Source organism: Streptomyces finlayi, assembly GCF_014216315.1.
GTDB classification, from domain to species: Bacteria; Actinomycetota; Actinomycetes; order Streptomycetales; family Streptomycetaceae; genus Streptomyces; species Streptomyces finlayi_A.
This window is the reverse complement of the sequence record NZ_CP045702.1, coordinates 7,196,189-7,220,052: the sequence shown is the minus strand read 5'-3', so window position 1 is coordinate 7,220,052 and position 23,864 is coordinate 7,196,189. Positions and strand designations below refer to the sequence as shown.

At 72.3% G+C, this 23,864-nt stretch carries 26 protein-coding genes and 1 pseudogene; 8 read left to right on the top strand and 19 right to left on the bottom strand.

Annotated features, from left to right (window positions below):
• Positions 1–160: 160 nt before the first annotated feature.
• On the bottom strand, positions 161–937 hold the full coding sequence (locus tag F0344_RS33165; protein WP_185302286.1) for a GNAT family N-acetyltransferase: 777 nt from the start codon (positions 935–937) through the stop codon (positions 161–163).
• A complete protein-coding gene (locus F0344_RS33160; RefSeq protein ID WP_185302285.1) occupies positions 934–1,854 on the bottom strand; it encodes an NADP-dependent oxidoreductase in 921 nt (306 codons plus the stop codon). Before F0344_RS33160 ends, F0344_RS33165 begins: the two co-directional genes overlap by 4 nt.
• 427 nt (positions 1,855–2,281) lie before the next feature.
• Between F0344_RS33160 and F0344_RS33155 the strand changes: the two genes are divergently transcribed.
• The gene (locus F0344_RS33155) at positions 2,282–3,154 is read left to right on the top strand and encodes a SigB/SigF/SigG family RNA polymerase sigma factor (RefSeq protein ID WP_185302284.1); all 873 of its coding nucleotides are present in this window, start codon (positions 2,282–2,284) and stop codon (positions 3,152–3,154) included.
• Between the two features lie 65 nt (positions 3,155–3,219).
• Here F0344_RS33155 and F0344_RS33150 read toward each other — a convergent pair whose 3' ends face one another.
• Both F0344_RS33150 and F0344_RS33145 read right to left on the bottom strand, forming a co-directional pair.
• Positions 3,220–4,122: an NAD(P)-dependent oxidoreductase gene (locus F0344_RS33150; protein WP_185302283.1), complete on the bottom strand. Its 903-nt coding sequence runs from the start codon at positions 4,120–4,122 to the stop codon at positions 3,220–3,222.
• Positions 4,123–4,176: 54 nt separating this feature from the next.
• The gene (locus F0344_RS33145; protein ID WP_185302282.1) at positions 4,177–4,920 is read right to left on the bottom strand and encodes an adenosylcobinamide amidohydrolase; all 744 of its coding nucleotides are present in this window, start codon (positions 4,918–4,920) and stop codon (positions 4,177–4,179) included.
• Between the two features lie 378 nt (positions 4,921–5,298).
• Here F0344_RS33145 and F0344_RS33140 point away from each other — a divergent pair, with 378 nt between their 5' ends.
• Positions 5,299–6,303, top strand: coding sequence for a PRC and DUF2382 domain-containing protein (locus tag F0344_RS33140; RefSeq protein WP_185302281.1), 1,005 nt, complete (start codon positions 5,299–5,301; stop codon positions 6,301–6,303).
• 136 nt (positions 6,304–6,439) lie between these two features.
• Here F0344_RS33140 and F0344_RS33135 read toward each other — a convergent pair whose 3' ends face one another.
• The 5 genes from F0344_RS33135 to F0344_RS33115 form a co-directional block, all read right to left on the bottom strand.
• Positions 6,440–7,375 (bottom strand): carbohydrate kinase family protein, encoded by a 936-nt coding sequence (locus F0344_RS33135; protein ID WP_185302280.1) that lies wholly within the window; start codon positions 7,373–7,375, stop codon positions 6,440–6,442.
• Between the two features lie 228 nt (positions 7,376–7,603).
• On the bottom strand, positions 7,604–7,867 hold the full coding sequence (locus F0344_RS33130) for a type B 50S ribosomal protein L31 (protein WP_185302279.1): 264 nt from the start codon (positions 7,865–7,867) through the stop codon (positions 7,604–7,606).
• A 93-nt stretch (positions 7,868–7,960) separates the two neighbouring features.
• Entirely contained in the window at positions 7,961–9,340 is a 1,380-nt protein-coding gene (locus F0344_RS33125) for an MFS transporter (RefSeq protein WP_258050197.1), read from the bottom strand.
• Complete coding sequence (locus F0344_RS33120) at positions 9,337–9,969, bottom strand: winged helix-turn-helix domain-containing protein (RefSeq protein WP_185302278.1); 633 nt, start codon at positions 9,967–9,969, stop codon at positions 9,337–9,339. The genes F0344_RS33125 and F0344_RS33120 overlap by 4 nt, the downstream gene beginning before the upstream one ends.
• Before the next feature lie 86 nt (positions 9,970–10,055).
• Positions 10,056–10,955, bottom strand: a complete 900-nt coding sequence (locus F0344_RS33115; protein WP_185302277.1) for an ABC transporter substrate-binding protein — start codon at positions 10,953–10,955, stop codon at positions 10,056–10,058.
• 164 nt (positions 10,956–11,119) lie between these two features.
• Here F0344_RS33115 and F0344_RS33110 point away from each other — a divergent pair, with 164 nt between their 5' ends.
• Entirely contained in the window at positions 11,120–11,269 is a 150-nt protein-coding gene (locus F0344_RS33110; RefSeq protein WP_185302276.1) for a hypothetical protein, read from the top strand.
• Positions 11,270–11,297: 28 nt separating this feature from the next.
• Here F0344_RS33110 and F0344_RS33105 read toward each other — a convergent pair whose 3' ends face one another.
• The 3 genes from F0344_RS33105 to F0344_RS33095 form a co-directional block, all read right to left on the bottom strand.
• Positions 11,298–11,714 carry an acyl-CoA thioesterase gene (locus F0344_RS33105; protein WP_185302275.1) on the bottom strand — a complete coding sequence of 139 codons (417 nt, stop codon included), beginning with the start codon at positions 11,712–11,714 and terminating at the stop codon, positions 11,298–11,300.
• Positions 11,715–11,907: 193 nt separating this feature from the next.
• On the bottom strand, positions 11,908–12,165 hold the full coding sequence (locus tag F0344_RS33100; RefSeq protein WP_374940133.1) for a hypothetical protein: 258 nt from the start codon (positions 12,163–12,165) through the stop codon (positions 11,908–11,910).
• 216 nt (positions 12,166–12,381) lie between these two features.
• Entirely contained in the window at positions 12,382–12,975 is a 594-nt protein-coding gene (locus F0344_RS33095; RefSeq protein ID WP_185302274.1) for a GNAT family N-acetyltransferase, read from the bottom strand.
• A gap of 106 nt (positions 12,976–13,081) precedes the next feature.
• On the opposite strand from F0344_RS33095, the gene F0344_RS33090 reads away from it, so the two are divergent.
• From F0344_RS33090 to F0344_RS33080, 3 genes are read left to right on the top strand one after another with little or no spacing between them, the layout of a single operon-like run.
• Positions 13,082–15,439 carry an FHA domain-containing protein gene (locus tag F0344_RS33090; protein ID WP_185302273.1) on the top strand — a complete coding sequence of 786 codons (2,358 nt, stop codon included), beginning with the start codon at positions 13,082–13,084 and terminating at the stop codon, positions 15,437–15,439.
• 9 nt (positions 15,440–15,448) lie between these two features.
• Entirely contained in the window at positions 15,449–16,126 is a 678-nt protein-coding gene (locus tag F0344_RS33085) for a hypothetical protein (protein WP_185302272.1), read from the top strand.
• 6 nt (positions 16,127–16,132) lie between these two features.
• Positions 16,133–17,119 carry a serine/threonine-protein kinase gene (locus F0344_RS33080; RefSeq protein WP_185302271.1) on the top strand — a complete coding sequence of 329 codons (987 nt, stop codon included), beginning with the start codon at positions 16,133–16,135 and terminating at the stop codon, positions 17,117–17,119.
• Here F0344_RS33080 and F0344_RS33075 read toward each other — a convergent pair.
• Positions 17,116–18,393, bottom strand: a complete 1,278-nt coding sequence (locus tag F0344_RS33075; RefSeq protein WP_185302270.1) for a streptophobe family protein — start codon at positions 18,391–18,393, stop codon at positions 17,116–17,118. The genes F0344_RS33080 and F0344_RS33075 overlap by 4 nt on opposite strands.
• Before the next feature lie 145 nt (positions 18,394–18,538).
• Here F0344_RS33075 and F0344_RS33070 point away from each other — a divergent pair, with 145 nt between their 5' ends.
• Positions 18,539–19,822: a DUF6777 domain-containing protein gene (locus tag F0344_RS33070; RefSeq protein ID WP_185302269.1), complete on the top strand. Its 1,284-nt coding sequence runs from the start codon at positions 18,539–18,541 to the stop codon at positions 19,820–19,822.
• Here F0344_RS33070 and F0344_RS33065 read toward each other — a convergent pair.
• From F0344_RS33065 to F0344_RS33050, 4 genes and pseudogenes are all read right to left on the bottom strand, one after another.
• A pseudogene (locus F0344_RS33065) lies at positions 19,809–20,063 on the bottom strand (rhamnogalacturonan lyase family protein); the annotation flags it as partial. The gene F0344_RS33070 and the pseudogene F0344_RS33065 overlap by 14 nt on opposite strands.
• A 107-nt stretch (positions 20,064–20,170) precedes the next feature.
• Positions 20,171–20,512, bottom strand: a complete 342-nt coding sequence (locus F0344_RS33060) for a YkvA family protein (protein WP_185302268.1) — start codon at positions 20,510–20,512, stop codon at positions 20,171–20,173.
• A gap of 34 nt (positions 20,513–20,546) precedes the next feature.
• Complete coding sequence (locus F0344_RS36630; RefSeq protein WP_308461000.1) at positions 20,547–20,837, bottom strand: hypothetical protein; 291 nt, start codon at positions 20,835–20,837, stop codon at positions 20,547–20,549.
• 61 nt (positions 20,838–20,898) lie between these two features.
• A complete protein-coding gene (locus F0344_RS33050) occupies positions 20,899–21,735 on the bottom strand; it encodes a helix-turn-helix domain-containing protein (RefSeq protein WP_185302267.1) in 837 nt (278 codons plus the stop codon).
• 110 nt (positions 21,736–21,845) lie between these two features.
• Between F0344_RS33050 and F0344_RS33045 the strand changes: the two genes are divergently transcribed.
• The gene (locus tag F0344_RS33045) at positions 21,846–22,283 is read left to right on the top strand and encodes an ATP-binding protein (protein WP_258050322.1); all 438 of its coding nucleotides are present in this window, start codon (positions 21,846–21,848) and stop codon (positions 22,281–22,283) included.
• Between the two features lie 40 nt (positions 22,284–22,323).
• Here the strand turns inward: F0344_RS33045 and F0344_RS33040 are convergent, their stop codons facing one another.
• Together F0344_RS33040 and F0344_RS33035 are read right to left on the bottom strand one after the other, a co-directional pair.
• The gene (locus F0344_RS33040; RefSeq protein ID WP_185302265.1) at positions 22,324–23,046 is read right to left on the bottom strand and encodes a ribonuclease H family protein; all 723 of its coding nucleotides are present in this window, start codon (positions 23,044–23,046) and stop codon (positions 22,324–22,326) included.
• A gap of 42 nt (positions 23,047–23,088) precedes the next feature.
• Positions 23,089–23,736: a DUF6629 family protein gene (locus F0344_RS33035; protein WP_185302997.1), complete on the bottom strand. Its 648-nt coding sequence runs from the start codon at positions 23,734–23,736 to the stop codon at positions 23,089–23,091.
• Positions 23,737–23,864 lie beyond the last annotated feature (128 nt).

Here is a 23,864-nt window from a genome sequence, read left to right as displayed (position 1 = left end):
CCGGCCGTTGATCCTGCCCGCGTGCAGCCGCTCGTAGGCCAGCGGGGCCTCGTCGATAGAGAACGAACCGGGGCAAAGGTCCCGGGCCAGAACGTGGCAGGACCTCCGGCCCGGTGGTCCGGGGCCAGAGGTCCTGTACGGGACGGCACGCTCCCGCGGTTCAGTCCCGGGCGGCCGTGCGGTCCCCGTCCTCGCGCCGGGCGGCGGATGCGTGGGGCGGTACGAGCGCCGAGAGGAACCGGGGCCGGGCACGGAGCACGAAGCCGAGCGATTCGTAGAGCCGGACCGCGTTGGTGTTGGACGCCGCCGCGTGCAGGAACGGTGTGTCGCCACGCTCCCTGATGCCGTGGGCGACCGCGAGCACGAGGCGGCCCGCGAGCCCCTGCCCGCGCACGGACTCATCGGTGCAGACCCCGCTGATCTCCGTCCAGCCCGTCGGACTCAGCCGCTCCCCCGCCATCGCGACCAGTTGCCCGGAACGACGGATGCCGAGGTACGCGCCGAGCTCGACGGTGCGCCCGGTGAACGGGCCGGGCCGGGTGCGCTCGACCAGTTCGAGCATCTCCGGTACGTCGGCGGGGCCGAGCAGCACCGCCTCGGGGTCCGGAGCCGCGGCCACGGTGCCGTCGACGAGCTGGACGCCGTCCACCTGGAAGACGATCGGCCAGTCGTCCGGCGGCGACTCGCCGAAGGCGGCGATGGTGACGGTGCCGCCGGGTCCGGCGAGCGCGGCAACGTCGTCCCAGTCCCGGCCGTCCGGATCGGCCGGCAGGGCCAGCCACGGGGTGACGGCCGGTGGGTAGCGCAGGATGCGGCCACGGCGCTCGGCGAAGCGTGCGTGGGGCCCGGTCAGCGACGAGCGGACCGGGTTGTCCAGCGGATGGGCGGCTGCTTCCTCGGACCGGGGCCCCTCGGCCAGGGTGTCGGCGGTACTCATTCGGCCACCTCGATCACGATCTTGCCGCGTGCGTGTCCGCCCTCCACGGTACGCAGGGCCTGTGCCGCTTCGGCCAGCGGGAAGACCTGCGTCACGTGCGGGCGCAGGACTCCGCCGACGACGAGACGCGCCACCTCGTCGAGCACGGCGGCGTTCCGGGCCCGCCGCACGGCCGCTCCGCCGAGCTCGGCGGCCAGCTGCTTGCCACCGGCGCTGATCAGCTTCGCGCGGTCGCGGACGAGACCCGCGGCGACCGTCAGGTCGTCACCGCCGACCAGGTCGTAGACCGCGTCGATGCCCTCGGGGGCGGCGGCCCGGATACGGTCCGCCACACCGGGGCCGTACGGCACATGGACGGCGCCGAGGGATTCGACGAGGTCCTTCTTCGCGGCGCTCGCGGTGCCGATGACCCGGACGCCGAGGTGGCGTGCGAGCTGCACGACCGCGGCCCCCACGCCTCCGCCTGCCCCGGTGACCAGCAAGGTGGACCCGGGGGCCGGTGCGAGCTGGCGCACCCCGTCGTACGCCGTGGCAGCGGCCACCGACAGGGTGGCCGCGTCCGTGAAGGACAGGGTGTCCGGCTTGTGGGCGGTGACGGCGACGGGCATCAGTGTGTACTCGGCGTACCCGCCGGTCAGCGGGCAGCCGAAGACCGCCTGCCCGGGTGCGAAGCCTGCCACGCCCGGCCCGGTCGCCACCACTGTCCCGGACGCCTCGCTGCCGAGGACGGCCGGCAGGGTGGCGGGTGCGCTGCCCGGCCGCGTGTAGCCGTTGCGCAGCTTCCAGTCCACGGGGTTGACTCCGGCCGCCCTGACGGCGACGAGGAGTTCGCCGGGGCCTGGTTCCGGTACGGGCAGGTCGGCGAAGGCTTCCACCTCGGGTCCGCCGTGCCGGGTGAACACGTACGCCTTGGGCATGAGTTCCCTCGCTCCGGTTCTTCTCGTCGACTGCCCGTGGGCGGCCGGCGGTCCGGCAGCCGCGGGGCTCCACCTGCGGTAAGTCGGTTCGCCCTGCACGTATTCCCGTACGGAACGCGTGACCCGGGCGCCGACGGGCATCGAAATCAACGCAAAGAGCGTGGATTACCGGCCGGTCGGGCTCCAACTCCCTTCTATATGTGGCACTGTGGAGCCGATCGCCCCACCGGGCTCCCCCGTACCGGTGGGGCGATTCCGTGGCCTCCCCCGCCCTGCGCGGCCCTTGTCGAGGGGGCCGCGGCCGGGTACAGCGAATGCCGGCCATCAACCCGTGTCCCCCGGATCGGCCCCTTCCGTTACGCATGACTCCCCGAGGCGGGGGCAGACGCCTAGACCTCACGGCCAACAACCAGGGGAGCGTGACGAGATGACAGCGCACACTGCGCGAACCGCCGAAGCGCAGACAATGGGGACCACGGATGCGCTGCCGTGGATCGAGGATGCCGGGAAGGTCGCCCCGAAGGACGCACGCGCACTGTCGAGGCTGTTCTTCGACCGGCTCCAGGTCCTCGAAGAGGGCACCGTCGAGCACCAGTACGCGCGCAACACCCTCATCGAGATGAACCTGTCGCTGGTCCGCTTCGCGGCGGGCCGGTTCCGCAACCGCGGCAGCGGCGACATGGAGGACATCATCCAGGTCGGAACGATCGGCCTGATCAAGGCCATCGACCGCTTCGACCTGTCCCGGGAGGTCGAGTTCACCTCCTTCGCCATTCCCTACATCGTCGGAGAGATCAAGCGCTTCTTCCGTGACACCAGCTGGGCCGTCCACGTGCCCCGCCGGCTCCAGGAGTTGCGTGTCGAACTCGCCAAGTCCAAGGAGTCCCTGTCGGGCGACCTGGACCGCGAGCCCACCGTCCAGGAACTCGCCGAGGACCTGGGGATCGACGAGGGCGAGGTCACCGAAGGCATCGTCGCCGCCAACGGCTACACAGCCGGTTCGCTCGACATGCCGACCGACACGGCGGAGTCGTGGAAGCTCAGTGCCGGCGGGCGCACCTTCGCCGATGTGCTGGGTGAGCCGGACCCCGCCATGGAGACCGTCGAGAACCTGCACGCCCTCGCGCCGCTGCTCTGCGAGCTCGACGGGCGCGAACGCCGCATCATCGACATGCGGTTCGGTCAGGAGATGACCCAGGCGCAGATAGGGGAACACCTCGGCATCTCCCAGATGCACGTCTCCCGGCTGCTCAGCCGGCTGCTGCGCAAGCTCCGTACCGGGATGCTCACGGAGGACTGAGCGGGCCCGGGCGTCATCCATGTGTCGTCCGAGGTGCGTGCCCGATGCGGCGCGGGACGCGCCGGTTATTCGGCGCGTCCCGCGTAGTACGTGGCGATCATGTCCTCGGCTCCGTGTCCGGCGGCCTCCGCACGGGCGAACCGTGCGGTGGAGGCGGCGACCAGATCCAGCGTCACCCCGGCGGCCTGAGCCGCTTCCAGGATCAGCCGGGAGTCCTTGAGCGCCGTGGAGAGGGCGAAGCTGGGCGTGAGGTCCCCGGCCAGCACCGCGCCCGCCTTGCTCTGCAGGTAGGGGGTGTCCAGCGGGCCGCCCTTCATGACGTCGAGGAACATCCGCGGGGAGACACCGAGGCCCTCCGCGAGGTTGAGGCATTCGGCCACGCTGTTGACCATGTTGATGACCCAGGTGTTGGCGACCAGTTTCAGCCGCGACGCCGCACCCTGTGCCTCACCGACCCACAGGGTGCGCTGCCCGATCGCCTCGAGGACGGGCAGGGCGGTCGCGCGGGCGGTCGAGGGTCCGGAGACGAACACGGTGAGTGTGCCGCGCTCGGCGGGTTCCCTGGTCCCGGACACCGGTGCGTCGAGATAGACGAGACCCAGTCCGGCGGCCCGGTGCACCAGGTCCGTGGTGACGTCGGGGCCGACCGTGGAGGTCTGCAGCCAGACCTGGCCCGGGCGCAGACCGGGGGTGGCCGCGGTGAGCGTCTCGGCGACGGACCGGCCGTCGTACAGCGCGGTGAGGACGACATCCGCGCCGCGCACGGCATCCTCGGCGGTGTCCGTGACGGTGGCACCGTCGGCGGCGAGCGGCCGGGCCTTGTCCTGGGTGCGGTTCCATGCTCGGACCTGGAGTCCGGCCCTGAGCAGGCTGCGCGCCATGCCCGAGCCCATGATCCCGGTGCCGAGGACCGCGACGACGGGCTGCCCGGGCACGGCACCGGGCGAGGAGGCGGGAGCGGCTGTCATGCGGGTTCCTTCCGTCGGCCGCGCCCCGAGAACGCACGGCGCGGCGGGTAGGCCTCAAGACTGCCGCAGCGCGCTCTCCAGTACGGCGCTGTGCACGGCCCTGGCGAGTCGCGCGCCCCAGGGTGAACGCGGTCCCGCGAAGGGTTCGCCGGGGTGGCCGGCAGCGGGTTCCGGTGCGGCGACGCAGACGGCGTCGGTGGGGGTTCCGGAGCAGTCGAGGCCGGCGTCCAGGAGCGCTTGGACCTTGGCCTCGGTGGCGGTCGTGACGGCGTTGACCAGGGCGGCGTCGCAGAGGGCGACGGGGAGGGTCACGACGATGTTGACCGTGCCGGGCCGCGGCACGCCTTCGACGCCCTCGACGGCGGCGGCGGCCCACCCCCGTACGCCGAGCCCCGCCGTGACCGTCGCGGTCACCTCCGCGTCGGTGGCCGTGGTCCGGGCGGCGACATCGGCGGCCGTCATCAGACCGGCGCCGGGGCCGGTGAGACCTTCCGCGGCGGCGATCCCGGCGAGGTGGTGCTCCGGGTCCATGCGCGGATAGCCGCCGGGCACCTGGGCGTTGAGGATCCAGGCGCGCGGGCCTATACCGCCGCCGAGCACGGCGCTGCTGCACACCCGCCATCCGGGGCCGAGCCGCCAGACCAGGTGGTGCAGATGGTGGCCGTCCTCCTGCCGGGTCAGCAGTTCGTCGCGCTGTGCGGGCGGGCAGAGGCGTACGGAAGGGATGGTGCACCCCCGGGTGGCACGGCGGGACGGGGCCGTCGGAAACCGAAGGCCGGTCGATGGTCCGACGATCATAGAGGCGTCCCGGCCGTGGGCTGCGAGCCGGTCCCGGCCGTACGGCGCCGGCCGGTCCGTGCGAGCGGTGAGGAGCCTCCCGCCCCTCGACGACCGGCCGCCCCCGCGCCGCGTACCGGCCCTCCCCGCTCTCCCACCGCTCCCACCACTCCCTCACCTCGCCGCCGGCAGCCTCACCGTCACCCGATTGGCCCAACCTGGAAAGGGGCCCCCGAGCGGCCGGTCCGCAGGACGGGGCCCACCTGCCGAGTCCCTGGCGCCCTCCCCCGGTCGGCCGGGAAGTTGCAGCGTCCATCCGGGTGAGGCGCGATGGAAGCCGGACGCGCCTTCCCTGCTGGATCCACCCACAGGACGCGCCCGGGCGAGGAGGAATCGGCCATGGGAGCCGCAGACGGTTTCACGGATTCCGCAGAGCTTGACGGTCTGAACGTCTACGACAGCGAGGGCGAGAAGGTCGGAAGCGTCGGGCGGGTGTACGTCGACGACGTCACGGGCAAGCCCGACTGGATCACGGTCAAGACCGGCATGTTCGGTATGAAGGAGAGCTTCGTACCGCTCGCCGGAGCTCGCCGTGTCGCCTCCGACCTGCACATCTCTCACCCGAAGGAAAAGGTCAAGGACGCACCGCGGTTGGACGCGGACGCCCACCTTTCCGTATCGGAGGAAGAGGAGCTCTACCGGCACTACGGCCTCACCAAGAGGTCGACCACCAGGGCCGCCGGATCGGCGGGCACGGGGACCGCGACAGGCCCCGGCGCACCGACCGCCACCGGCACCGGCACGATGGGCGCCGCTGGGGCAGCCGGAACGGCAGGCACCGCCGGAACCGCCCGCACGGGCACCGGCAAGGCGACGACGGCCGGCACGGCGGGAACCGGCACAAGCGCGGGCAGGCACCGCGACACGTCCGCTACGACCGGACGCCCGCTGGTGGGTGCCGGAAGCGAACGGTCCGCCACCGACCGCGGCCACAAGGACGAGATGATCCGCTCGGAGGAGCAGCTGCACATCGGAACGGAGGAGTACGAGAGCGGAAAGGCCCGCCTGCACAAGTACGTGGTGACCGAGAACGTCACCCGCACCGTGCCCGTCTCCCACGAAGAGGTCCGGGTCGTACGCGAACCTCTCCTCCCGGACGAGAAGTCGACCGGGCAGTCCAACCTCGGCGAGCAGGACGTCGAGGTCACCCTTCACGCGGAACGGGCCACCGTCCGCAAGGAGGCCGTCCCGGTCGAGCGCGTCCGCCTCGAAACCAACAAGGTCACCGAGCAGAAGGAAGTCTCCGCCGAGATCCGCAAGGAGAAGATCGACTACGCGGACGGAAAGGACATGGGCAGCGGCAAGGACACGGGCGGCGAGTTCGGCCAGGGGCGCCGCCGCTGACCCCCTGTACGCGACGGACCCACGTACACCGCAAGACAGGGGGCGGACCCGTTTCCCGCGGGCCCGCCCCTTCGTCGCGCACCGGCTGCGCAACCGGCTCCGGAACCGAACCAGGAACCAGCTCACGGCATTGGCGTCAGAACCGGTCGAGCGCAGACCGCAGTTCGGCGTCATCGGGCGGATTGGCCCCGGCCCGTCCCACGGTCACGGCGGCCGAGGCCGCCCCGTGGCGCAGCACCTCCGTCACGGTGTCCGCGTCGGCGGCACGCAGCCGCTCGCGGCCTTCCGCGCCGAGGAGCCCGCGCGAGGCCAGGGCGTGCAGCGTGCCCGACATGAACGCGTCGCCCGCGCCGACCGTGTCGACGACCTCGGCGGGCAGCGCGTCCACGGTGACACGGCCACCGGGCAGTACGGCCAGCGCGCCGTCGGCACCACGGGTGACGAGCACGAGGGCGGGGCCGGCGGCCCGCCAGCGCTCGGCCACCTTCTCGGGGTCCTCCCCCGGATACAGCCATGCCAGGTCCTCGTCGCTGGCCTTGACGATGTCACTGAACGCGACGCAGCGTTCGACACGGCGTACAGCCGTGTCGTGATCGCCCATCAGTTCCGGCCGCACATTGGGGTCGTAGCTGATGGTCCCCGCCGTCCGCGACAACTCGACGGCGGCCAGTACGGTGGCCGCCCCGGGCTCCATCACGGCGGCGATCGACCCGGTGTGGACGTGCTGGTGCGGGCTCCTGCCGGAATCGGCTGCGCCGAGCGTCCAGGTGATCTCGAACGTGTACGCGGCCCGGCCGCCGTCGTCCAGGGTCACGACGGCGGACGGGGTGGCCGCGGTCGCGCCGTCGGTGCGTACCCGCACACCGGCGGCTTCCAGGTGATCCCTGATCAGCCGCCCGTTGTCGTCGGGGCCCACCTGGGTCAGCAGGGTGGCACTGCGCCCGAGGCGTGCGAGTCCGTAGGCCACGTTGGCCGGGCTGCCTCCCGGATGGACCTGGTCGGCCGCACCGGGGAGCCGGACGATATCGGCGACGCATTCACCGATGACCAGCACGTCGAGTGTGTCGAGCATGGGGTGGATCTCCCTGGAGTGCGGTGACGAAGGTGTCCTGGTAGGCGGTGCGGCCTCCGGACACTTTGAGCCCGATCCTGCCGTGTGCGAAGCGGAAACCCGTCATACCGGCGACCGGCCGGCGCTCGACCACATCTCTGACGGCCGGAACCTCTGACAGCCGGAGTCTCCCGGCGCCTGGGAACGACGCCGGGAGACTCGGATGCGCAGGAGCGCTCAGCGATGGGCTCAGGAGGCGTCCTGGCCGCCCTGCTCCCCGTACCGCCGCTCGTATTTGGCGACCTGGCCCTCGGTGTCGACCACACGGGCCTTGCCGGTGAAGAACGGATGGCTCTCGGCGGAGATCTCCACGTCGATCACGGGGTAGCTGTTGCCGTCGTCCCAGTCGATGTTCTGCTCGCTCGACGCGGTGGACCTGGTCAGGAACGCATAGCCGGCGGACCGGTCGCGGAAGACCACGGGGCGGTACGCGGGGTGTTCGTCCTGCTGCATGACTGCTCCTGGGAAGTACGGTTTCGGCTCCGGCCAGCCTCGCCAAGAGGAGCGTGCCGCGCGATCGCACGCGTCCGTACGGGGGTGTCCGGTTCAGCCGGCCAACGATGCCGGAGAGGCGGCCTCCACGGCCGGCCGCCTCTCTCGCGGCTCATCGGCGGGCGCGGCCCCCCGGGTCCACAGGAGCGCCCCCACCAGCAGGGCGACGGCACCGAGCAGCCACGGCAGGGGCCCGGCGGGCAGGACACCGACCGCCAGACCGGCCGCCGCGCCCACCAGCTGGAGGGAGAGCGACTGCACGGAGAGGGCCGTGGCCCGGCCCGAGGCGCCGACCCGCCGGTGCAGCAGCTCGCTCTCGCTGGGACCGGCCGCTCCGAGCCCCAGATACACCAGCCCGTATCCGCCGGCGGCAAGGGCCACGGGGACCGCGCCGGACGAGGTCACCGTGGCGCCGAGCAGCAGGAGACCGGTCGCCCCCGCCGCGAGGCCCGTCAGGACGGCGCGCTCGCCGCTGCCCGCGAGCCGGGCGACGAAGGGCGCGAGATGACTGCCCAGCGCGGAGCAGACGAATCCGGCCGAGGCGAGTCCGGCGAAGAGCACCGCGCCGGAGTCGGCAGCCCCGGTCAGCTCGGCGGCGCGGCCGGGGGTGAGCAGTTCGATCGTGGCCAGTGCGGTGCCCGCCGCGCCCGCGCTCAGCAGGATCCGGCGGATCAGGACGTCCCGGGTGCCCAGCCGCAGTCCGTCCGCGATGGTGGCCGGGACACCGCGCAGCACGCCGCGCGGGGTGGCCTGCGCCCTGGACGGTTCCGGCAGGGACCCCAGGACGTAGAGCACGAAGACGAGCTCGACGACGACGCCCAGGAGCGCCGGGACGGAGAGCAGGAGGACGAGGCCGGAGGTGTACGTCCGCAGGTCGGTGCCCAGTCCGGGGACGAGCCCGAGCAGCCAGGGCAGGGCGCCGCCGAGGAGCGTCCCCACGGCGAGCGCGGCCGAGGAGGCGGCGCTGCCCCGGGCCAGGCCGGCGCGGAGTTCGGCGTCGGGTCCCGACTGTGCCTGGACCGTGTCGACGTACCAGGATTCGGCTGGTCCGCTGGACAGCGCGCGGGCGGCGCCCATCAGCACCATGCCGAGGGTGAGCACCCAGGCGGCCGTGCCGAGGCCGAGCAGGGTGAGGGCCGCCAGGTTGAGAAGCCCGGCGGCGGCCAGCACGGGGCGCCGGCCGATGACGTCGGAAAGGCCGCCGGTGGGGAGTTCGAGCGCGGCGGCGGTGAGGGCGTGCGCGGCGAAGAATCCCGCGACGGCGACGAGGGTCATGCCCCGCTCGGTGAAGAGCAGCACCAGCGGGGCGATGGTCAGGCCGAGAGGGAGCCAGAACAGGAATGACACGGCGACGAAGCGACGCCGCGCGGTCCGTTCGTCGGTTGTCGGGGCCGAACGGGGGCTCCGGGTCCGCCCGGAGCGCTTCGCGCTCATGAGGTGCCTTCCGGCGCCGTGTGCTGTGCCCCGCCGGACATGGGGCCGCCGCCTGCCAGCGGCAGCCCGGCGGTGAGCAGGACGACGTGTTCGGCCCGCGGGTCGGCGGTGTCGCGTGCCGTCAGCTCGGCGAGCTTGGTGTCGATGGCGGTCCACAGCTCGCGGAGGGACTCCGGAGTCAGCCGGGGCAGCAGGTCACCGATGGTCGACGGTTCCCGCCACTCCGCGCCGAGCCGTCCGGCCTCCATGTCCGCCTCGTGCTGGACGAGCGTGCTCTGCAGGTGCTCGATCTGCCGACGGCGCAGGGCCCCGAGTGCGGCCAGGCTGCCCGGCGTGGCGTGCATCGCCTCGTTGCTCCACGAGGTGAGGGCGTGCACGGACTTCCAGCGGCGCTCCCGACCGTCGCGGTGCTCCGCCTCCACGACGAAGGCGTACTTGGCCAGCACCCGCAGGTGGTAGCTGGTGGAGGCGGACGTCTCCCCCGTCCGGGCCGCCAGCTCACTCGCGGTGGCCGGGCCATGCTGTCGCAGGAGGCCGAGCAGCCGAATGCGCAGAGGGTGTGTCAGGGCCTTCAGGGCCGCCGCGTCGTGTTCGGGATCGAGTACGCGGTGCTGCTCGTCGCTGTCCATGGCGGCACCCTAGAACAGAGCGGCATCTTTCCCAAAGTATTTTTGCAAAAGTTTCTTGGGGAACTTCGGACGGCTCCCGCCCGGCCTCAGCGCTCGCCCTCCGCCGCCTCCAGGGCGTCGGCCACCAGGGTCAGGAAGCGCGCATGGGCCTGCGGACTGAACAGGGGCTCCGGGTTCCACGGCACGGCACGGGCCCCCTCCCACAGCGGCGGCCCGTCCCCCGCGGGCCCGCCCGGGGGCGCCGCGAACACGTCGAGCGGAGTGGCGTGACCCCGGACGTCCGCGAGGACGAGGAGGGGCCGCAGGCCCGCCGCGTGGACCCGGTCGACGGTGGACCAACTGGCACCCTGCCCTTCGGCCGGCTCCGTCATGTTCACCCCGAGCTCCGCCAGCACCCTGAGTTCCGGCCACATACCGGGGCGGGCGAGGTGGACCTCTTCGCGGCCGGCCGGCGAGAGTGCGAGCGCATGGGGCCGGTCGTGCGCGGTGGCGACCGCACGCAGCCGCTCTCGCGCGGCCGCCACCTCACTGCCGGCCCCCGGCGCCGGTCCGGCACCGAGTGAGCGGGCCAGTTCGGCGAACCGGTCACCGATCCCGGCGAAGCCGCGGGCCCGGCTCACGTCGATCACGACGACCGGTACCCGCTCCTCCAGTTGCTTGGCGGTCTCGGGAGCGAGCCCGTAGACCTGTCCCCCGCCGTAGGAAACCGCGACGACCAGGTCCGGCGCCCCCCGCAGCAGGGTCTCGACGTCCAGGCCGCTGCCCGCGCCCACGTAGTCGAGCGTGTCCAGCGGCAGGGCGCCTGCCTTCGCCCGGTCGGGTGCGGGGCCGTCGTGCCCGGATCCGAAGATCCCCACGGGTCGTATCCCGTGGTCCCACAGGGTCGCCCCCGCCTGGATGTACGCGAGCATCCGGACCGGACTGCGCGCGGCCGTCGCCACCTGCCCGCGGTCGTCGGAGAATCGCCATGCGCTCTGTTCCGTCACGTCATCTGCCCCTCTGCACCGGCCCCCCGGCCCCTGCCGGGCGCGCACAGCTGTACCTGCCCAGCCCACCGCCGCCACACCCCTGGATGGACGGTCCGTGCGAAACGGGCAGTACAGAGCTGGAGCCGCAGCTGCCGACGCAGCGCCGAAGAACGAATGCGCGCGTGAACTCCTGCGACACGCGCACCAGTTGGCGCAAGTCGGCCCGGTACCTCGTGATCCTGCGTCTCGCGACGGCGCGCACTCCCGACGTCAGGTCCACCCGGCTCGGGAGGATGACGGAGCGGCTGACGGCGGGCGGGCCGATCCGCTGACCCGGCGGACGGCCGCGGACCCTCCTCTTCAGGCGCCGAGCAGTTCCGGATTCTCGGCGAGCGACGCCAGGTGGCCCCCCGGGTCCGCGATCAGCCTCCGGGTGGAGAGATCGAGCATGCCGCCCACACCGCTGACCTCCGCGGCCACCGTGCCGTCCTCCTTGATGATCTGCTGAGCGATCCGGAAGGTCTTCCCGGCCCCGTAGAGGAACTCGCAGGTCACCCGGACCTTGTCTCCACCACGCAGCTCCCTGGCGTACTTCACCGTCACCTCCAGGGCCACCGGGCCCACACCGGTGGCCAGCAGTTTCTCCTGGGGCAGCCCGGCGGCCCGCAGCAGTTCCCACCGGGCGTGCTCCGCGTACTGGAGGTAGACGGCCTGGTTCAGATGCCCCTGGGTGTCGAGTTCGTAGCCACGGACGGTCACGTCAACAAAGAAAGCCATGAACGCCGCAACACCCATGGACATTCCGTCATTCCTGTTCGGGCCGACGCCCTCTCTCTCCGCTCCCTGCCGTCACGGCGTCAGAACTCTTACGCCGCTGTCATGTGCAGGTGACTTCCTGCCGCAAAACCCTGCGGCAGAATTCCGGCAGCGCCTTCTGCCGGACGCGCCGCTCGCCCGGACCCGAGGCGCGTCAGGTTCTCCGGCGGGACACCCGCGGCCGCTCGTGGAGCAGCCGCGCGCAGGCACCGGCCGCCACCCGGCGGAGCGTGCGCAGCAGGTACTCCTTGCGGTGCAGGAGATCGTTGTCCGTACGCGGCCGGTCCGGAACGGGACCGGTGACCGGGTGGTACTGCGCGAGGGTGGACTCCAGGACGCCCTCACCTCGTGTCAGTTCGGGCAGCAGCTGCTGGGGCGCGCGCTCCCGGGCTGCGGGGATCTGCCCCTCCACGACGCAGGTGACGCCGCGGACCTCGGGGGATCTTGAACACGGTGCCGGAGGCGGGCGCCTGCGCGTCACCCCGGGCCGCCCGCGATCAGTTCGGGGACGCCCGCGCCGGTGGCCGCGGAACCGAAGAACACCGGGTGGACGAGCGCGATGTACTACGACACGGGGCCACACGTTCCAACATGGGGGCGGCATGGGCCGTTCCGTGACCCTCGTCCGTCAGAGCCGGGCGCCGAGGCGCTTCTTCACCTCGGGCCATTCGTCGACGAGCAGCGAGAAGTAGACGGTGTCGCGCCAGGTGCCGTCGTGGCGCAGACGGTGGCGGCGCAGCACCCCCTCGCGCTGGGCGCCGAGGCGGGCGATCGCCTCCTGTGAACGGAGGTTCAGGTGGTCCGTCTTCAACTGCACGCGCCCCATACCCAGTTCCTCGAAGGCATACGTCATCAGGAGCAGCTTCGTCTCGGTGTTCACCGCCGAACGCCAGAACGCACGGCCGTACCAGGTCCAGCCGATCTCCAGCCGTTCGTCGGCCGGGCAGATGTCCATGAACGAGGTCCAGCCGATCGCCCGGCCGCTCGCGCGGTGGACGACGGCGTAGGGGACGTACGTACCCCGCTCCGCCTTGCCGAGCAGGTCACGCATCGTCCCTACGAGCTCGTCCCGGGACTGTGGCGTCGGGCCACCCTGCCAGCGCCAGACCTCGTCGTCGCGGCCACCGGCCGCGAAGAGGTCTTCGGCATGGTCCATCGTCAACGGCACGAGGGTCACGTGCCGACCGGTCAGCGTCACGGGCGCGGGTATCCGAGCGGGCATGACATCACCGTATCCCATTTCAGACTAGTGCGGAAACATGTTTGCACTAATACAGAAATGCCCCGGCGGCGCGCGCAAACGGGTTGCCCTGACTAGACTTTCGAGCATGGGACAGCGGCCTGTGGCGGCGACCGTGCCCGAACTCGTCCTGGAAACCGATCAGGGTTCGACAGTGATGAGGCCGGGCCGGGATTACCACGTCGGTCGCGACCCGCTGAGCGACATCGTCATCGACGACATCCGGGTCTCCTGGCACCACGCCGTGCTGCATCCCGCCGCGGACCACTGGCTGCTGGAGGACGAGCACAGCACCAACGGCACATACACCGACGGCCGCCGCGTCCATGAGGCGGACGTCGGTCCTGGCAGTGTGATCCGCTTCGGCAGCGCCTCCGACGGGCCGCGCGCCCTTCTCGTGGGGTCCGAACCGCAAAAAGCCGTCTCCCGGACGCCGGAACGGCCCTCGGCGGTCTCGATGCCCGGAGCGACGGGCACCTTCCGCCAGCCGACGACAGTGCGGCCCCTGCCCTCGCGCACCGTACGCATCGGCCGCGGCAGCGACAACGACCTGGTCATCGACGACCTGGTCGTCTCGCGCCGGCACGCCGAACTGCACGCCCGGGCGGACGGGACGTACGAGATCGTCGACCTCGGAAGCCACAACGGAACCTTCCTCAACGGCGCACCGGTGGACCGCGCCCCCGTCCTGGCCGGGGACATCGTGGGGATCGGCCACTCGGCCTTCTGTCTGGTCGGTGACGAACTCCAGGAGTTCGTCGACACCGGTGAGGTCTCGCTCGACGTACAGGACCTGGCCGTCACCGTGGACCGGGGCCGCAAGACGCTCCTGGACGAGGTGGCGTTCCCGGTCGGCGAGAAGTGTCTGCTGGCGGTCGTCGGGCCCAGCGGCGCCGGCAAGTCCACCCTGCTCAACGCGCTGACAGGGCTGCGTCCCGCCGACCGGGGCAGGGTCCTGTACGACGGCCGTGACCTCTACCGGGACTTCGCCGAACTGCGCCAGCGCATCGGCCTCGTGCCGCAGGACGACATCCTGCACGCCCAGCTGACCGTACGCCGCGCCCTGGGTTACGCCGCCGAGCTGCGCTTCCCGCAGGACACGGCGGCGGCGGAACGGCAGGCACGGGTGTCCGAGGTAATGGGTGAACTGGGCCTGGAACAACGCGCCGACCAGCCGATCCACAGCCTCTCCGGAGGCCAGCGCAAGCGGGTGAGCGTGGCCCTGGAGCTGCTGACGAAGCCGTCGCTCCTCTTCCTCGACGAGCCGACCTCGGGCCTCGACCCCGGCATGGACCGTTCCGTCATGCATATGCTGCGCGGCCTCGCCGACGACGGCCGGACCGTCATCGTCGTCACGCACAGCGTGCTGAGCCTCGATGTCTGCGACCGGCTCCTCGTCCTCGCGCCCGGCGGGCGCATCGCCTACTACGGACCTCCGGACGAGGCGCTGGCCTTCTTCGGTTTCGAACAGTGGCCGGAGGCGTTCGAGGCCTTCGAGAACGACCGCGACCGCGACTGGGCCGGGCAGTACCAGGCGTCGGCCTTCCACCAGCGGTACATCCTGAACTCCACGGACCAGCCCCGGCTGCCGGACGTCCCGGCAGCGGCGGCCGTCGCCCCGCCGCCGAAGACCAGGAACTGGGGCGCCCAACTCCGTACGCTCGTACGTCGCTACGCGGCCGCGCTGAGCGCCGACCGGACCTTCCTCGTCATCATGATCGCTCTGCCGTTCGTGATGGGAGCGATGGCCCGCGCCCTGGCGGGCAGCGAACTGAACCGGGAAACGGCGATGAACGCCCTGCTCATCCTCTGTGTGGGCGGTGTGCTGACCGGCGCCGCCAACGCGGTGCGGGAGCTGGTCAAGGAGCGGGTGATCTACCAACGGGAGCGGGCCGTCGGGCTGTCCAGATCGGCGTACCTGATGTCCAAGGTCGTGGTGCTCGGCGTCGTCACGGTGCTGCAGGCCGTCGTGCTGACCCTGGTGGGACTGGTCGGCGTCGATCTCAACGCGCCCGGGGGCAAGGGCGTACTGCTGCCACCCCTCGTGGAGATCACCGTGGCCGTCGCCCTGCTCTCCTTCACCGCGATGATGCTCGGCCTCCTGGTGTCCGCGCTCGTGCGCAAGGAGGAGGTCACCATGCCGTTGCTGGTCCTCCTCGCCATCGTGCAGGTCGTGTTCTGCGGGGCCCTGCTCAAACTGCACGGAGTGATCGGGGTCGAACAGCTGGCGTGGCTGGTGCCGTCGCGGTGGGCGCTGGGGGCGATGGCGGGAACGATCGACCTCGGCGCGGTCGTCCCCGGAAAGCTGACCTCCGACCCCCTGTTCGCGCACTCCGCCGGAGTGTGGCTGCTCAACATGGGCATGCTCGTGGTGCTGTCGCTCGTCTTCGGATACCTCGTCGTGAGGCTGCTTCGCCGCCACGAACCCGCCATCATGCGGAAGTAGGGGCGGCCCATGGCGACTCCCGAGTTCCGACCGACCCATGTCGTCCCCCCGGACGGAATGCCCGCCTGGGAGGCTCCCGACGTCTCCCGGCCGACCGCGCCGCTCGATCCTCTGCTGCCCGTGCAGCTTCTCGACCGCCGGGGCGACTGGGGGTTCATCGCGTGCGCCAACGGGTGGTCCGCGTGGATCGACGGCAGGCTCCTCGTCCCCGTACCGCAGGCTCCGCCGGCCGGCCGGCAGCCGCTCGCCCGCACGGCCGATCCCGGGCCGCTGCTGGCCAGGGTCGACGAAGCGCTTCACCAGTACCGGCGCGCCGCGCAGGAGCTGACGGACGGCGCCCTGGACGGCGAGAGCTTCCGGCTCCGCACCCAGGGGCTCCGGGTGGGCGTGATCGTGGACGGCGAAGCGGCCTGGCTGTACGACGCGGAGCACGAGCGCTGGGTGTACTGCGACGGAAAGCAGCTCAGTACGTACGCGGCGTCGGCGGGTCCCGGGCCGGGCAGAGCGGCCACCGGGACGGGGCCGGCAGCGGACGCGGGTCCCGAACCGACCCGGGTGGTCGACGACTCCGGCCCCGAACCGACCCGCTTCGTCGGGGAGTCGGACCCGGAACCGACCCGTGTCGTGCCCGACGCGGGCCCGGCGACGGGGCCTTCCGCGGGACCACCGACCCGTTCGGTCCGGTGATCCGCGATGGAAGCCGGGCTGCCCGCCGGAAGGCCGCACGATCTGCTGGGGAAGCAGATCGCGGGCTACCTCGTGGAGAGCGAGATCGGCCGCGGCGGCATGGCCGTCGTCTACCGCGCCAGGGATCTGCGGCTGGACCGCACGGTGGCACTCAAACTGCTGGCACCCGAGCTCGCACGCAACGACACCTTCCGGCAGCGTTTCACGTACGAGTCACGGGTGGCCGCCGCGATCGACCATCCGCACATAGTGCCGGTCTTCGAGGCGGGCGAGACGGACGGGCTGCTCTACATCGCGATGCGCTTCGTCGCGGGACAGGATCTGCGGGTCCTGATCGACCGCCGGGGTCCGCTGCCGCTCACCACCGCGATCCGCATCGCCGCACAGGTGGCATCAGCACTCGACGCCGCCCATGACCACGACCTCGTCCACCGCGACGTCAAACCGGGCAACATCCTCGTCGCGGCGGGCACGGACAGCGACCACCCGGAACACGTGTACCTCACCGACTTCGGGCTGACGAAGAAGTCGCTGTCACTGACCGGTTTCACCACGGTGGGCCAGTTCGTCGGCACGCTGGACTACGTGGCACCAGAGCAGATTTCAGGGCGTCCGGTGGACGGCCGGTGCGACGTCTACAGCCTCGCCTGCGTGGTCCACGAGACGCTGACCGGCGCCCCGCCCTTCCGGCGGGACGACGACATGGCCCTCCTCTGGGCGCACCAGTACGATCCTCCCCCACCGCCGAGCGACGAGCGTCCCGATCTGCCCGCCGAGGTCGACGGCGTACTGGCGAAGGCGCTCGCCAAGAGTCCGGAAGACCGTTACGACTCCTGTCTGCGCTTCGTCGCGGCCCTGCGCGCCGCGGCTGCCGGCGTCGGACCGGACGCCCATCCGCCGACCCTGGTGAACGGGAACCCCGCCCCCTGGACCTCAGGTGCCGCCGAGCCGCCTCCCCCGCCGCCCCGCTGGGCCCTGCCCGTCTTCCCCTAGGGCGAGCGGTCACGGTTCCTCCGGCGGACCTTCGAGGCGAGGAACCCGCCCAGGAGTCCGGCGACCGCGCCCCAGACGAGGGCGATTCCGAGCGCCGACCAGAGGCGCGGACGCAGGAGCACCTCGCCACCGAGGCCACCGCCCACCTCACCGAGGCCCAGGAGCGAGAGGCCCAGATGTGCGGACACCCGCGCGACCAGACAGCAGAAGAGCACCGTCAGGGCGAGGGCCACCGCCATGTGCGCGGCGTGCTGCCAGGCACGTGTACGGGCCGGTGAACGGAGCGCCATGAGGAGGGCCGCCGCGAGGACCGCGAGCGCGGCGACGACGACCAGCCACCATGCTCGGCCGTCCTGCGCGGCGAGCGTGCGGACGTCGAGCGTCGAGATGTCGGGTGCGCGGAGCACCGAGTCGAGTACCTGGGGCATCGGCAGTCCGAACGGCCCCTCGACCTTTCCCTCCCAGGAGACTCCCAGTCCGAGGGTGAACGCGAGCCACACCAGGTTCGGCAGCCCCAGCAGGATCACCGCGAACGTCTCGGCGGAGTGTCCCCCTGTCACCGCGACGACGAGTCCGACGACCGTGCCCAGCGCCACGTAACCGAGCAGCAGCACGACCATGGCGTGGGCCGCGGGCCGCACCGGTTCCTGGAAGCGCACCAACCGGGCGGGCAGCGGGGCGCCGCGCGACACCAGCAGGGCGAGCACGAGGACACCGGCCGCCCACAGGAGACCGAGGACCAGGGTGAGGGGGATCTCGGTCCTGAATCCGACGGTGGGCGCGGCATCGAGTACGTCGTCGAGAAGGCCGCCCGTCGGGTCGTCGACGGGAACGGCGAAGGTCTGCCGGGCCAGGATCGAGAGCCCGAGGAGTGCCAGGAGCCAGAGGGCCGCGACCCGGGCGGCCCAGCCCGCCAGCTCGCGGCCACCGGCGACCGCCCGGTGACGCAGGGGCCGGAGAAAGCCCGCACCGACGGCGAGGGCGCCGACGAGCGTCACGGACAGCGGCAGCACCGAGAGGTCGGCGTTCGTCTCGGCGAGTGCGCCGGCGTTGCCGGACACCGCGACCGAGCCGCCCGCCGCCATGACGACGACGGCCGCGACGACGCGGGGGAAGGCGCCGCCGGGGAGCTGGCCGGCTCCCGCGGCCCAGAGGCCGAGGGCCGCGACGGCGATCATGGCGAGCATCCCGGCGAGAACCGCCACGAGGGCGTCGGCCCAGCCGTGCGGGGGACGGGACACGTTGTCTCTGCCGGTGCTTCGCGGGCTGCTCACGCTGCCACGCTATGCAGCGATCGAGGTGTCCGCCCTCTGGCGTGGGCCGCCCGCGTCCGCTTGCGGGCAGCAGGGGTACAAGGCACACAATAAGGTCTGTACGCACATGATTCGGACTGGCTTCCGGCCTTGGGAAGAAGAGCCTGTGAGTGAGCAACCGCCGTCGTCCGGCCGCCCGACAGGACCCCCTTCCGGCCCGCTGTCGGACCCGTCGCAGTCAGGTCCGCAGCCACCGCCGGACACCCCGACCGGTCCCCCGCCGGGTCCGCCGAGCGGCGGTGAACTGGGAGGGCCCGGCTCGACGGGAGGCCGTGGCGGCGCGGGCGATTCCGGCGGCGGCCCGGGCGGCGGGTCCAGCGGTGAGCGACAGCCTGCCGGCGAAGGTCCTGGCCGGGCCTGGTGGCGTTCCGCTCCCCGGGTGGCCGTCATCGCCCTGGCCCTGGTCGCGGCTGTCGTGATCACGGTGGTCCTGACCCGCCCGGACCAGAGCACGAAGGCCGGCGGCGAGGTGTTCCTCCAGGCCGCGGGGTCCACGGGACAGGACCCGTTCACCGAGTCCACCGCCGAGCAGGAGCCGAAGGCATCCCCGACACCGACCGCCGTACCGAGCTCCACCGCCACGGCCAACGCCACGCGTGTGGTGAAGGGGTCGACCCCCGGGCTGTACGGCGGAACCCGGAAGGCCGCCAGTTGCGACGTGGAGAAGCAGATCAGCGCGCTCTCCGGCGCGCCGGACAAGAACCGGGTGTTCGCGTCGGTCCTGGACATCAAGCCCTCCGGCGTCCCGGGGTACCTGCGCGCGCTGACCCCGGTCCGGCTGCGGGCCGACACCCGGGTCACCAACCACGGGTACCAGGACGGTTCCGCGACCACCTACCAGGCGGTGCTGCAAGCCGGAACCGCCGTCCTGGTCGACGACCGCGGGGTGCCCCGGGTCCGGTGCGCCTGCGGCAATCCGCTGCTCCCGCCGGTCGCCCAGCAGAGCACCCCGCAGTTGAAGGGGGCCGCCTGGCCCGGCTACCGCTCGTCGGACGTCGTCGTGGTGACGCCGTCCGCCACCGTGGTGAAGGTGTTCGTGGTCTTCGACCCGGAGTCCGGGGACTGGTTCGCCCGCAAGCCGGGCGACACGGGGAAGGCCGACAAGAAGACCGACCCGCCGCCCGGCACGACGACCTCCCCGTCCCCGTCCGACCCCGGTTCCCCGTCCGACGCTCCGTCGGACACACCGCCCACTGACGCGCCCTCCCCGGAGGCGCCGCCCTCCGACGAACCGCCGCCTGCCCCCTCCACGGAACCGCCGCCGACGGACGCGCCCCCGTCCGATCCCCCGCCCGCGTCCGAGGAGCCCCCGGCCTCGTCCGCACCGGCGCCGGACGGCTCCCCGGCCTCACCGGCTGCCGGAGACGGACACGCCGCTACGGCGTGGTGATGACCGGCCGCGGCGCGGTCGCCATCCCGCTGCCGATGGCGAAACTCGGGTGCGGAGGCTGGTTGTACGCGGTGTTCTGCCAGGCCGGCGCCGTCCGGTACATGGTGTCGTGGAGCAGCGTGGTGATCCTGGTGCCGGTCTCGTACGGCGTGGAGTAGATCCGCAGCGCGGTGTTCGCCGTGGTCGCCCAGACGACTTCCTCGCGCCAGTCACCGAAGAGGTCGCCGGAGAGTGCCGGTGTGAGTGCGCCGAGCAGGGGGCGGGTACGGGTGCCGCGACGCCGGTGGAGTGGTCGGTGAGGCATGGGTTCCACGGTGGGGCCTTCCGGGCGGGAACGGGGTCCTCCCGTCAGTGGCCGCCGGGCACCGAAAGGTTGCCGCCCCGGACCTCCTTCTTCGCGGCGCGTGCTTCCGTCACCGCTGTTCCTGCCGTTCGCGCCGCACGGTGCAGGGAGTGCAGGGCCAGCATCAGGAATCCGATGTCGTCGAGGTAGACGGGGTCAGGGAGCAGGTCGACCGGTGACACGGTGTAGATCACGGCCGCCCAGACCAGTGTCTTGTCACGGAGCGGAATTCCGGCGTCGAGCAGCAGTTTCCTGGCCCGGAGCACCCGTACCAGGAGAACGGCGGCGACGCCCGCGGTGAGCAGCACGAGTACTGCCGCGAGGATGAGCCAGCCTTTGGTGTCCATGCCCCATCCTGTACCCACCCGCGCCGGATGTGTGTCAGTGGGGGGAGTGACGCAGCGCGAGGAGCGCCTGGTCGTCCTGGGGCCGGCCCCCGGTGTGGCGCCGCACGTCGCGGATCAGCATGTCGAGGACCCGCCGGCGTGGACTCCTCGCCGGACCGGCACGGTTACGGAGCAGGCGGGAGCGGGAGCGGGATAGCGGCGCCGCTGCGACGGGGGCCGCCATGATGAGCGGGGCGGACGTCCCTTCGGTCGGGGTCACCAGGTCGGCCACGACGGCCAGCGCGATCACACCCGTGGGAATCCACTGGGCCTTGCTCTGCTGCACCACTCCCCCACGCCGGCCGTAACCGGCGCGCGCCGCATCCCCGGCGGAGCCTTCGGACCGGTCAGAGCACGGGGAACGGCGTGCCCGGGCGGGGTGCGGCGGCGCAGGCCGCGTCGATCCGCATGCTGTGGTTCATCACCGCGTCCGGATCGTCGACGATGTCGACGCGGACTCCGGGAGTCTCCAGGATCGCCCGGTCCCCGATCTCCGGGGCGGACACCCGGAGCAGGTGCAGGGGCGGAACGCCGGTCAGCGGGTGCGGAGGGTGATCGAGCGGTACCACCTGCACGGTGACGTGCGGGCTGTGCACGGCCTCGGCCAGCGCCTCCCGCTGCTCGTCCATCACCCGCTGGTCACCGACCCTGGTGTGGAGTGCGGCGGCCGGGATCAGGGCCCAAAGGCGGGCACCCCGGCTGGACAGGCGGCGCTGCCGCTCCCGCAGCAGCTCGACGCGGCGCTCGCGCCGGGCCGGATCGCCGTCGGGGTGCAGCACGCGGTCCAGGGCCGCCGCGTAGGCAGGGGTGCGCAGCAGCTCGGGTACGAGCCCGGGGTGCCAGGTCCGTACAAGCCCGGCGGAGGACTCCATGCCGATGACTTCCTGCTGCCAGGGCTCCATCGCGTCGCGCCACTGATGCCACCAGCCCGGCAGGCTGGCGGCGCCCAGGCCCGCGATGATCGGCTCGGCATCGGCAGCCGGGACCCCGTAGCGGTCGAGGAGAACGCGCACCTGGCGTGCGTCCAGACCCGTCTCGGCCCGTTCGATGCGGCGTACGGTCGCCGGGTGGGCTTGCAACGCCTGCGCCGCGGCGGCCAGGCTCACGCCCGCTCGTTCCCGCAGCAGCCGGAGCCGGACGGCGAGGATGCGATGTTCCACTGTGGGACCGGACCGAGGTCGCATGCTCGTACCTTCCTCCATGGCCCCGACGCGGAGCGTGGCACATTCTGTCGCTTGCAAAGTATGCCCTTTGCGTCGAGAGTACCTACATGTCGGAAATAGACACGTGCACGATGCAGACGCCCCTGGACGCGGGCAGCAGGCGTGCACAGAGCTGGTGGGTACCCCGCGTCCCCCAAGGTGTGCCGGAGTGCCGGCGCCGGGTTCAGGAGGCGATGCGGGAGTGGGGCGAACCCGGTGACCGCATCGACGCCGCAGCCCTGGTGATGACCGAACTGGTCGCCAACGTCGTCCAGCACACCAACAGCCGCCGCATCCGGTGCCGGCTCCTGCGCTCGCACAGCGGGGTCCGCATTTGTGTGTGGAACCGCGGCAGGGGCCGCATTCCCTCCCCCACCCCACCGGGGGACCTGGTCACGGCCCCGTGCGGGTGCCCCGGTCCGGAGGAGCTGCCGGAGGACGGCAGGGGCCTCCTGCTCGTGGACGCGCTGGCCGCCCGCTGGGGCACGAACGCGGGCGTGGCGGGCCGTCTGGTCTGGGCCGACATCTGACGGAGCCGGGCTTCACGCGGGCCCCCGGGCTCCCCGTCACTCACCGCGCGACGGCCGCGCCGTTCTGTGCGGGCGCGGTCCGGCACTCCGGGTGACCCCAGCCGTTCGGGTTCTTCGCGATGATGTCCTTCGCCGCGTACGGCTTCCCGCAGTGGCACCGTCCGGCGAACTTCGCCCGGATCGTTCCGGTGCGCGCGGCGCCCTTCTCACCTGCCGCCCTGCTGCCCGCCGCCTTCCCCCCGTCGGTACGGACCTTCGTCGACCGGGCGGGAGCGGGCACCGGCAGTCCGGCTGTGCCGTGGGCGGTTCCGGCGGCCTGCTGAGTCACGGCGGCCACGCTGGCGGCCTGGTCGGCGACCGCGTTGAGCGGGTCGCCGTCCACCTGGTGCGCGGGGACGTACCGGAAGGTCACGCTGCGCCCGCTGAGCAGTGCGTCGATGCGCGTCACCAGTTCCTGGTTGGCGACGGGCTTGCCGCCCGAGGTCTTCCAGCCGTTGCGCTTCCACCCCGGCAGCCATTTCGTCACCGCGTTCATCGCGTACTGCGAGTCCATTCGCACCTCGGCCGGCACGGCCGGATCGGTGGACTCCAGCAGCTCCGCCAGGGCGGTCAGCTCGGCGACGTTGTTGGTGGCGGTCCCGAGCGGCCCGGCTTCCCAGCGCTCCGGCCGCCCCTGCGCGTCGGCCACGACCCATGCCCAGGCCGCAGGCCCGGGATTACCCTTCGACGCCCCGTCACACGCGGCGATGATGCTCTCGTCCATGCCCTTGATCATGCCAGTCGCGCGACGGTCCGGTTCCGGTGGTCAGCCCGCCGGGGCGGAGCCGGCGGGCGCGCTCGTCTCCGGGGGACCCCGTCGGGACCAGCCGAGCAGGACGACCGAGCAGACCGCCGCGAACGCGCACCAGGTCGAGATGAACTCCAGTCGCCACAGCGCCGCGCAGACCGCCGCGCCGACGGCGACGAGCAGCCCCAGCACCTGGAGCCACCGGTCGGCCGACAGGAGCAGTGAGCCGACCGTGGCCAGTAGGTAGCCGGTGAGCAGCAGCGTCGAGTGCGGCAGGTCGAGGGCGTAGCCGAGAGTGTGGCCGCGGACCTCGGCCGTCACGGGGCGGGTGGCCAGGCTGTACGAGAGGAGCGCGGCGGTCAGCACCCCGGCCGTGAGCGGCACCGCCAGTCGCGCTCGGGCCCCGGCCGGGGCCGCGCACAGCACTCCGGCCGGCACCCACAGGGCCAGCAGGGGGAGTGCGACTACCGCCCAGACGACGGTGGCAGCACCCGCTCCGCCGCCGGAGCGCCACACCTCGGACTCGACGATCTGATGGGCGCCGAGCAGCAGCGGGAGCGCGGCGAGGGGCAGATCGCGGACGCGGCGGGAGAGTGCCACGGTGGTGACGCCGATCGTCACGATGCCCGCACCCGCCACCAGATCGGCCGTCGCGCTCCAGCACATCTCGTCACCCCGGCCAGGAATCGAGCGAAGGGTCTCGCTCGGCAACGCTACGGCTCCATGGGCCGTACGCATCCCGGGCGCGCCCGGGGCCGTACGCACCGGAGCGCCCCGGCGGTGGATTCACGGCC

What these genes read in the sequence shown, in the direction of transcription:
- F0344_RS33165 (WP_185302286.1), bottom strand. Translation starts at nt 937, where the DNA reads ATGAGTACCGCCGACACCCTGGCCGAGGGGCCCCGGTCCGAGGAAGCA.
- F0344_RS33160 (WP_185302285.1), bottom strand. Translation starts at nt 1,854, where the DNA reads ATGCCCAAGGCGTACGTGTTCACCCGGCACGGCGGACCCGAGGTGGAA.
- F0344_RS33155 (WP_185302284.1), top strand. Translation starts at nt 2,282, where the DNA reads ATGACAGCGCACACTGCGCGAACCGCCGAAGCGCAGACAATGGGGACC.
- F0344_RS33150 (WP_185302283.1), bottom strand. Translation starts at nt 4,122, where the DNA reads ATGACAGCCGCTCCCGCCTCCTCGCCCGGTGCCGTGCCCGGGCAGCCC.
- F0344_RS33145 (WP_185302282.1), bottom strand. Translation starts at nt 4,920, where the DNA reads ATGATCGTCGGACCATCGACCGGCCTTCGGTTTCCGACGGCCCCGTCC.
- F0344_RS33140 (WP_185302281.1), top strand. Translation starts at nt 5,299, where the DNA reads ATGGGAGCCGCAGACGGTTTCACGGATTCCGCAGAGCTTGACGGTCTG.
- F0344_RS33135 (WP_185302280.1), bottom strand. Translation starts at nt 7,375, where the DNA reads ATGCTCGACACACTCGACGTGCTGGTCATCGGTGAATGCGTCGCCGAT.
- F0344_RS33130 (WP_185302279.1), bottom strand. Translation starts at nt 7,867, where the DNA reads ATGCAGCAGGACGAACACCCCGCGTACCGCCCCGTGGTCTTCCGCGAC.
- F0344_RS33125 (WP_258050197.1), bottom strand. Translation starts at nt 9,340, where the DNA reads ATGAGCGCGAAGCGCTCCGGGCGGACCCGGAGCCCCCGTTCGGCCCCG.
- F0344_RS33120 (WP_185302278.1), bottom strand. Translation starts at nt 9,969, where the DNA reads ATGGACAGCGACGAGCAGCACCGCGTACTCGATCCCGAACACGACGCG.
- F0344_RS33105 (WP_185302275.1), bottom strand. Translation starts at nt 11,714, where the DNA reads ATGGCTTTCTTTGTTGACGTGACCGTCCGTGGCTACGAACTCGACACC.
- F0344_RS33095 (WP_185302274.1), bottom strand. Translation starts at nt 12,975, where the DNA reads ATGCCCGCTCGGATACCCGCGCCCGTGACGCTGACCGGTCGGCACGTG.
- F0344_RS33090 (WP_185302273.1), top strand. Translation starts at nt 13,082, where the DNA reads ATGGGACAGCGGCCTGTGGCGGCGACCGTGCCCGAACTCGTCCTGGAA.
- F0344_RS33085 (WP_185302272.1), top strand. Translation starts at nt 15,449, where the DNA reads ATGGCGACTCCCGAGTTCCGACCGACCCATGTCGTCCCCCCGGACGGA.
- F0344_RS33080 (WP_185302271.1), top strand. Translation starts at nt 16,133, where the DNA reads ATGGAAGCCGGGCTGCCCGCCGGAAGGCCGCACGATCTGCTGGGGAAG.
- F0344_RS33060 (WP_185302268.1), bottom strand. Translation starts at nt 20,512, where the DNA reads ATGGACACCAAAGGCTGGCTCATCCTCGCGGCAGTACTCGTGCTGCTC.
- F0344_RS33050 (WP_185302267.1), bottom strand. Translation starts at nt 21,735, where the DNA reads ATGCGACCTCGGTCCGGTCCCACAGTGGAACATCGCATCCTCGCCGTC.
- F0344_RS33045 (WP_258050322.1), top strand. Translation starts at nt 21,846, where the DNA reads ATGCAGACGCCCCTGGACGCGGGCAGCAGGCGTGCACAGAGCTGGTGG.
- F0344_RS33040 (WP_185302265.1), bottom strand. Translation starts at nt 23,046, where the DNA reads ATGGACGAGAGCATCATCGCCGCGTGTGACGGGGCGTCGAAGGGTAAT.
- F0344_RS33035 (WP_185302997.1), bottom strand. Translation starts at nt 23,736, where the DNA reads ATGTGCTGGAGCGCGACGGCCGATCTGGTGGCGGGTGCGGGCATCGTG.